The 6,241-nt window shown below is 70.3% G+C and carries 5 protein-coding genes and 1 pseudogene; 4 read left to right on the top strand and 2 right to left on the bottom strand.

Annotation, left to right across the window (positions count from 1 at the left end; all coding sequences use genetic code 11):
* Positions 1–518 (top strand): annotated as a pseudogene (locus L810_RS38695) (MFS transporter); the annotation flags it as partial.
* 108 nt (positions 519–626) lie between these two features.
* On the opposite strand, the gene L810_RS38690 reads toward L810_RS38695, so the two are convergent.
* Positions 627–1,055, bottom strand: coding sequence for a pyridoxamine 5'-phosphate oxidase family protein (locus tag L810_RS38690; RefSeq protein ID WP_021163586.1), 429 nt, complete (start codon positions 1,053–1,055; stop codon positions 627–629).
* Positions 1,056–1,375: 320 nt separating this feature from the next.
* Between L810_RS38690 and exaC the strand changes: the two genes are divergently transcribed.
* The 3 genes from exaC (at position 1,376) to L810_RS38675 (ending at position 5,050) form a co-directional block, all read left to right on the top strand.
* A complete protein-coding gene (gene exaC / locus L810_RS38685; protein ID WP_021163584.1) occupies positions 1,376–2,902 on the top strand; it encodes an acetaldehyde dehydrogenase ExaC in 1,527 nt (508 codons plus the stop codon).
* 365 nt (positions 2,903–3,267) lie between these two features.
* The gene (locus L810_RS38680; protein WP_021163583.1) at positions 3,268–3,813 is read left to right on the top strand and encodes a hypothetical protein; all 546 of its coding nucleotides are present in this window, start codon (positions 3,268–3,270) and stop codon (positions 3,811–3,813) included.
* Between the two features lie 205 nt (positions 3,814–4,018).
* A complete protein-coding gene (locus tag L810_RS38675; protein ID WP_042978041.1) occupies positions 4,019–5,050 on the top strand; it encodes a helix-turn-helix domain-containing protein in 1,032 nt (343 codons plus the stop codon).
* A 185-nt stretch (positions 5,051–5,235) separates the two neighbouring features.
* On the opposite strand, the gene L810_RS48190 is transcribed toward L810_RS38675, so the two are convergent.
* The coding region (locus tag L810_RS48190; protein ID WP_042978039.1) for an ADP-heptose--LPS heptosyltransferase at positions 5,236–6,241 on the bottom strand (1,006 nt) is incomplete at its 5' end.

Below are 6,241 nucleotides of genomic sequence, written 5' to 3'. Positions count from 1 at the left end.
TCGCGCCGATGCTCGCGATCGGCGTCGGGGCCGGCATGCCGTGGGGGCTGATGGACGGGCTGTCGGTGAGCGTCGTGCCGAAGGAGCGCGCGGGGATGGCGACGGGCATCTTCAGCACGACGCGCGTGGCCGGCGAAGGGATCGCGCTCGCGATCGTCGGCGCGGTACTGGCCGCACTCGCGCAGACGGGGCTGCGACAGGCGGCGGGCGCAGCCGGCACGCCCGAGGCAACGCTGCGCGCGGCCGCGCGGCTCGCGACCGGCGATCTCGCGGGCGCGGCGGCTGCATTGCCGGGTGTCGGCCACGCGGCGCTGCTCGCGAGTTACGCGCATGCATTCGACCGGTTGCTGATCGGTCTGGCGGGCGTCACCGTGCTGTGTGCGATGGTGGTGTTCGTGTTTCTCGGCGGGCGGCGGGTGGCTGCCGAAGCGGGCGACGGTGCCGACGCGCACGCCCATGCCGACGTGCCGGTGCGCAACCGGATCGATGCGACTTGCACGGAAACGCGCGGGCGTTGAGCGGCGTATCGCCATGCATGGGCGCTTCGGCCACGGCAGCCGGAGCGCCGCGTCGTTTCATCGTCGTTTGCGTCGCGAGTCGACGATCCGTCCAGCGCATCGCGTGAATCACGCCAGCACCAGCGGCGGCAGCGCCGCATCCGCGCGCGCCTGCGCCCGCTCCACGTCAACCACCACATAGCGCCGTGCGTCCGGCCACAGATGAGCGCGGCCTTGCACATCCTCGTCGATCGTCGCGCGGCCCTGCACGAGCCAGGTCGTCTGGCGCACGAAATCGACGAACAGCAGCGCGACGGCCGGATTCACGAGCAGATTGCCGATCGTGTTGAACAGGTTGTTGCCCGCGAAGTCGGGCAGCACGAGCGTGCGGCGGTCGGGGACGTCGACGAGCGGCTCGAACGAGCCGTCGGCGCGCGGCTGGCGGCCGCGGTACGAGCAGTCGCTGTTGCTGCCTTCGTCGGCGGTCGCGACGATCAGGAACGCCTGCTCGCGGATGAACGCGATGGCGTCGTCGGTCAGGGGGCCGCGGTCGTTCATGGTGTCGGTCGGCGCACTCGCCGCTGCATGGAAACGCACGATGCGCACGCAAGCGACATGCCATGCATCGCGGCCGCCGTCCGCCTGCCCGCGCGCCCGCGCACTGTGGAAATTTCGCACACCGGCCCGGCTGCTGCGCAATCGCGCTGTTCAGAATGGGTACACCCGCCGTGCTGCGTGGGTGAACACGGCACGGTGCGCACGCGGGCCGGCCGTGGTCGCCGTGCTTCCGTTCCGTTTGGCACGCATGTTGCGTAAACCGATGCAGCGCGATCCAACCGGCGCTGTACGCACACAAGCACGATGAACAGGAGACATGTATGAACCCGTTTGACCTGAAACAACTGGGCCTCGACGTCGAATACCCGTACCGTCAGCAATACGACAACTACATCGGCGGCAAGTGGGTTCCGCCGGTGAAAGGCGAGTATTTCGAGAACGTGTCGCCGATCAACGGCCAGCCGTTCTGCCGCATTCCGCGCTCGGGCGCCGACGACATCGAGCTGGCGCTCGATGCCGCGCATGCCGCGCGCCGCAAGTGGGGCAAGACGTCCGTGGCCGAGCGCGCGAACCTGCTGCTCGCCGCCGCCGACCGGATGGAAAAGAACCTGAAGCTGCTGGCCGTGGCCGAGACGATCGACAACGGCAAGCCGCTGCGCGAGACGATGGCGGCCGACCTGCCGCTCGCGATCGACCACTTCCGCTACTTCGCGGGCTGCATCCGCGCGCAGGAAGGCGGCATCTCCGAGATCGACGACAACACCGTCGCGTACCACTTCCACGAGCCGCTCGGTGTCGTCGGCCAGATCATCCCGTGGAACTTCCCGCTGCTGATGGCCGCATGGAAGCTCGCGCCGGCGCTCGCGGCCGGCTGCTGCGTCGTGATGAAGCCGGCCGAGCAGACGCCCGCGTCGGTGCTCGTGCTGATGGAGCTGATCGGCGACCTGTTCCCGGCCGGCACGATCAACATCGTGAACGGCTTCGGCAAGGAAGCGGGCGAAGCGCTCGCGACCAGCAAGCGGATCGCGAAGATCGCGTTCACGGGCTCGACGCCGGTCGGCAAGCACATCCTGCGCGCGGCGGCCGACAGCCTGATCCCGTCGACGGTCGAACTGGGCGGCAAGAGCCCGAACATCTTCTTCGCCGACGTGCTCGACCAGGACGACGCGTTCCTCGACAAGGCGCTCGAAGGGCTCGCGATGTTCGCGCTGAACCAGGGTGAAGTGTGCACGTGCCCGTCGCGGATCCTGATCCAGGAATCGATCTACGAGAAATTCATCGAGAAGGCGGTCGCGCGCGTCGAGCGCATCAAGGCCGGCCACCCGCTCGACCTGCAGACGATGATCGGCGCGCAGGCGTCGCAGCAGCAGCTCGACAAGATCCTGTCGTACATCGACATCGGCCGCGGCGAAGGCGCGCAATGCCTGACGGGCGGCGAACGCACGGCGCCGGCTGCCGGCCTCGACACGGGCTACTACGTGAAGCCGACGATGCTGCTCGGCAACAACAAGATGCGCGTGTTCCAGGAAGAGATCTTCGGGCCGGTCGCGTCGGTGATGACGTTCAAGGACGAGCAGGAAGCGATCGAACTCGCGAACGACACGTTCTACGGGCTCGGCGCGGGCGTGTGGACGCGCAACGGCACGCGGGCGTACCGGATGGGCCGCGAGGTCGAGGCCGGCCGCGTGTGGACCAACTGCTACCACCTGTACCCCGCGCACGCGGCGTTCGGCGGCTACAAGCAGTCGGGGATCGGCCGCGAGACGCACAAGATGGCGCTGTCGAACTATCAGCAGACGAAGTGCCTGCTGGTCAGCTACCAGGCCGAGGCGCTCGGGTTCTTCTGACCGGGGCGTCGACGCAGTGGCGGAGCGCCGGGATCGGCCGGCCGGCAGGGCAGCGCCGGCCGGGATGATCCCGGGGTTCATTGGTGGGGCGCGTGGCGCGCGGGCTGCGTTCAACGTTCGACGGCCGGGTGACGTTTGTCCGTCCGTCGGGCGTTGCGCATGCGGGTGCGATGCGGCGGTTACCGGCTACCGGCTATCGGCGGGTGGCCGTCGTCCCGTCCGGTCACCCGGCGCTTCGCCATTTTCGACTTCGACATCCGACCCCCGGTGTCGGCCGAGCATCGTCGCGGCCGGCGCCGGAAACGATACCGGCCGTCGTGTCTTCGCTGCGGCACGGCGTGCCGATGCGTGTAACGAAAACCAGCATGGCTGAACTGCCCCGATCCTTTCCGCGTCACCCCGTGTTCCATGCGGGCGAACTCGACGCGCAGCACCGCTTCGGCGTGGCCGACGAAGCCGAGCGGATGAGCGACGTGGTGACGACACGCGTGAGCATCGGCGTGCGGCAGTTCGTCGAATCTCAGCCGTTCATGTTCATCGCCACTGCGGGCGGCTCGCGCACATCCGTGACCTGCGACATCGTGCCGGGCATGCGCGACGCGAACGGCGATCTGCTGCCGGTCGTCCGCGTGATCGACACGAAGACGCTGCGGTTCGCGTTGCCTGCCGCTCCCGGCGCCGGTGGCCGGATCGATGCGGCGGCATGCGACGGCTGCGGCGTCGGGTTGCTGTTCGTCGACTTCGTGCGCGGCATCCGCTACCGGATCAACGGTCGCGCGACGCTGCGCGCCGATTTGCCCGAAGCCGACGCGGCGCCCTGGCCGGCCGGAAGCGCGATCGTCGAGCTGGCGGTCGCGCAGGCGTATGGCAATTGCGGCACGCGGGTCGTGCGGCTGAAGCCGGCCGGGTAGCCGGGATTCGGCGGCCGGCGGCGGTCGAGATGCGCGGTCGTCGCGCGGATCGCACCGGCGGCGTGCGCGGCACGCCGCCTTCGGGTGCGCCCGGACGGCGCGCAACGGCCGGACAACGTGGAATGACGGGCCGTTCGCCGAACCGCGCGGTTCGGCACGGGACTTGCGTGACAGACGCGGTTCCGGGCAGGTGAGGGAGGACACGATGGACCAACACGTGGCGTGTAGCGAAGAACCGACAGCCGAAGACACGCGGCGCAACGCGCAGGGCGACGACGCGCTGGCCGGGCAGGCGGTCGTCAGCGTCGCGCATGACGCCGACGAGCAGGCGCGCAACCTGATCGGCTGGCGGCAGACCTACGACCAGCTCGCGGCCGGCCGTTTCGTCGGCACGCTGACCGAGCTGCCGCTCGACACGATGAAACTGTTTCGGGAATCGACGAGCCACCTGCTGCGCCAGGCGTGCGAGGTGCGCGGCGATGCGTACTGGTTCGGCATCCCGCTCGTGAGCGACGGCACCGCGCGCGTCGATGCGTGCCGCATCGGGCCCGGCGCGCTCGCGTTCCGGCCCGGCAACGTCGAATTCGAACTGGTGACGCCCGCGCAGTTCTCGATCTACGGCATCGTCGTGCGCGGCGACGTGCTGCGCCGTTATGCGGAGGAGGTCGAGCACCGTGCGCTCGACGAGCGGCTGTTCACGCAGCGCGTGATGCAGGTCGGCGATGCGCGGCTCGCGCGCCTGTGCGCGCTGCTCGGCCGCCGGCTGGACGGGGCGGTGGCGATGGCCGGCCCGCTGGCCGATGCGCAGCGCGACGACCTGCAGGCCGAGGTGCTGGCCGCGCTGTTCGACGTGTGCGCGCAACCGGCCGACGACGATGCCGGCCGCGCGCCGTCGATGCGCCGCTGGATCGTCGAACAGGCGCGTGACTACGTGCTTGCGCACCGCACGCGCCCGGTCGGCGTGCCCGAACTGTGCGAGCAGTTGCACGTGAGCCGGCGCACGCTGCAGTACTGCTTCCAGGACGTGCTCGGCATGGCGCCCGCCACCTACCTGCGCACGCTGCGGCTGAACGGCGCGCGGCGCGACCTGTGCGGCCGCGCGGCCGGTTCGGTGCAGGACGTTGCGGAGGCGTGGGGCTTCTGGCATCTCAGCCAGTTCGCGACCGATTACCGGCGACTGTTCGGCAAGCGGCCGTCGGAGACGCTGCGCGATCGCGCGGTGATGGTGGCGGGGTGAGCGCGGGGCGGCAGTCGGGGTGAGCCTGACTCGGGCTCAAGCTCGGACTCGGACTCGGACTCGGACTCGGACTCGGACTCGGACTCGGACTCGGACTCGGACTCGGACTCGGACTCGGGCTCGGGCTCGGGCTCGGGCTCGGGCTCGGCTCAGGCTCAGGCTCAGGCTCAGGCGGTGCGGGCACGCTATTGCGCTTTCGGCCACGCTGCGGATGCTCGCGTCCGGTTTTCCTGATCAGCGGTCGTCGCGGCTTTGCGCGGCGCGGGCCAGGCCAGCGCGTCCCAGTCGATCGCCCGGTAAGCGGCCTCGACCGCCGCGAGATCGGCCGGCCGCTCGCTGCGATGCAGCCCGTGCAATTCGGCCGGCACGTCGAGCGCGACCGGCACGCAATGCAGATAGTCGCGTACGCGCAGCGCCGGCTCGATCGTTGTAAAGCATGCGAGCGTCGGCACGTCGAAACCGTCGGCAAGGTGCAGCGCGGCCGTGTCGGGCGCGAACAGCAGGCTGGCGCCCTTGACCCATGCGATGAACCGGGCCGTATCGCCTGCCGCATCGGCGCTCACGTCGACATACGCGGGATGCGCGACCGGCCCGAACCCGGCCACCGGCAAGCCGTAGCGCCGGGCCAGCTGTTCGACGAACATAGCCCGGAGGGCAGGCGGCACGCTGCGCAACGCGGTGCTCGCGTTCGGACAGAACAGCACGTACGGACGCTGCCATTGCGCGGGCAACGCGGGCAACGGCAGCCGCGCGAGCCAGCGGTTGCGCCTGGCCGATGCCGGCACCGAGGCAGGCTCCACGCCGAGCGCGTCGAGGAAGAAATCGATCATCGGCAACCGGGCAAACGCGGGCCAGTACAGGTGATTACCGACGTCGATGCACGGCGCGTCCGCCGGCAGCGCGTCGGCGGGGTACGGCAGCGCGCGCGACGGCGCGACGATGTCGGCCGCGAGCGCGTACAGCGCATCGACGTAGCGCGGCGCGCGGGCGGGCCGGTACAGCATGAAGCCCAGGCCCGGATGCGCTGCGCGCAGCGCGGCCAGGGCGGTGAGCCCGATCACCGAATCGCCGAGCGTGACCCCCATCCCGTTGATCACATGCACCTGCCGTGCGCGGCCATAGTCGAGCCGGAACGGCCGGTGCGCCGCGTGCAGCAGGCCGCGCGCGGGCGCGGCCGCCACGTGGCCGGCG

It is taken from the genome of Burkholderia sp. AU4i, from assembly GCF_000466765.1.
Taxonomy (GTDB): Bacteria; Pseudomonadota; Gammaproteobacteria; order Burkholderiales; family Burkholderiaceae; genus Burkholderia; species Burkholderia cepacia.
Note: the sequence above shows the minus strand (reverse complement) of the source record. Positions and strands in the feature narration are given on the sequence as shown.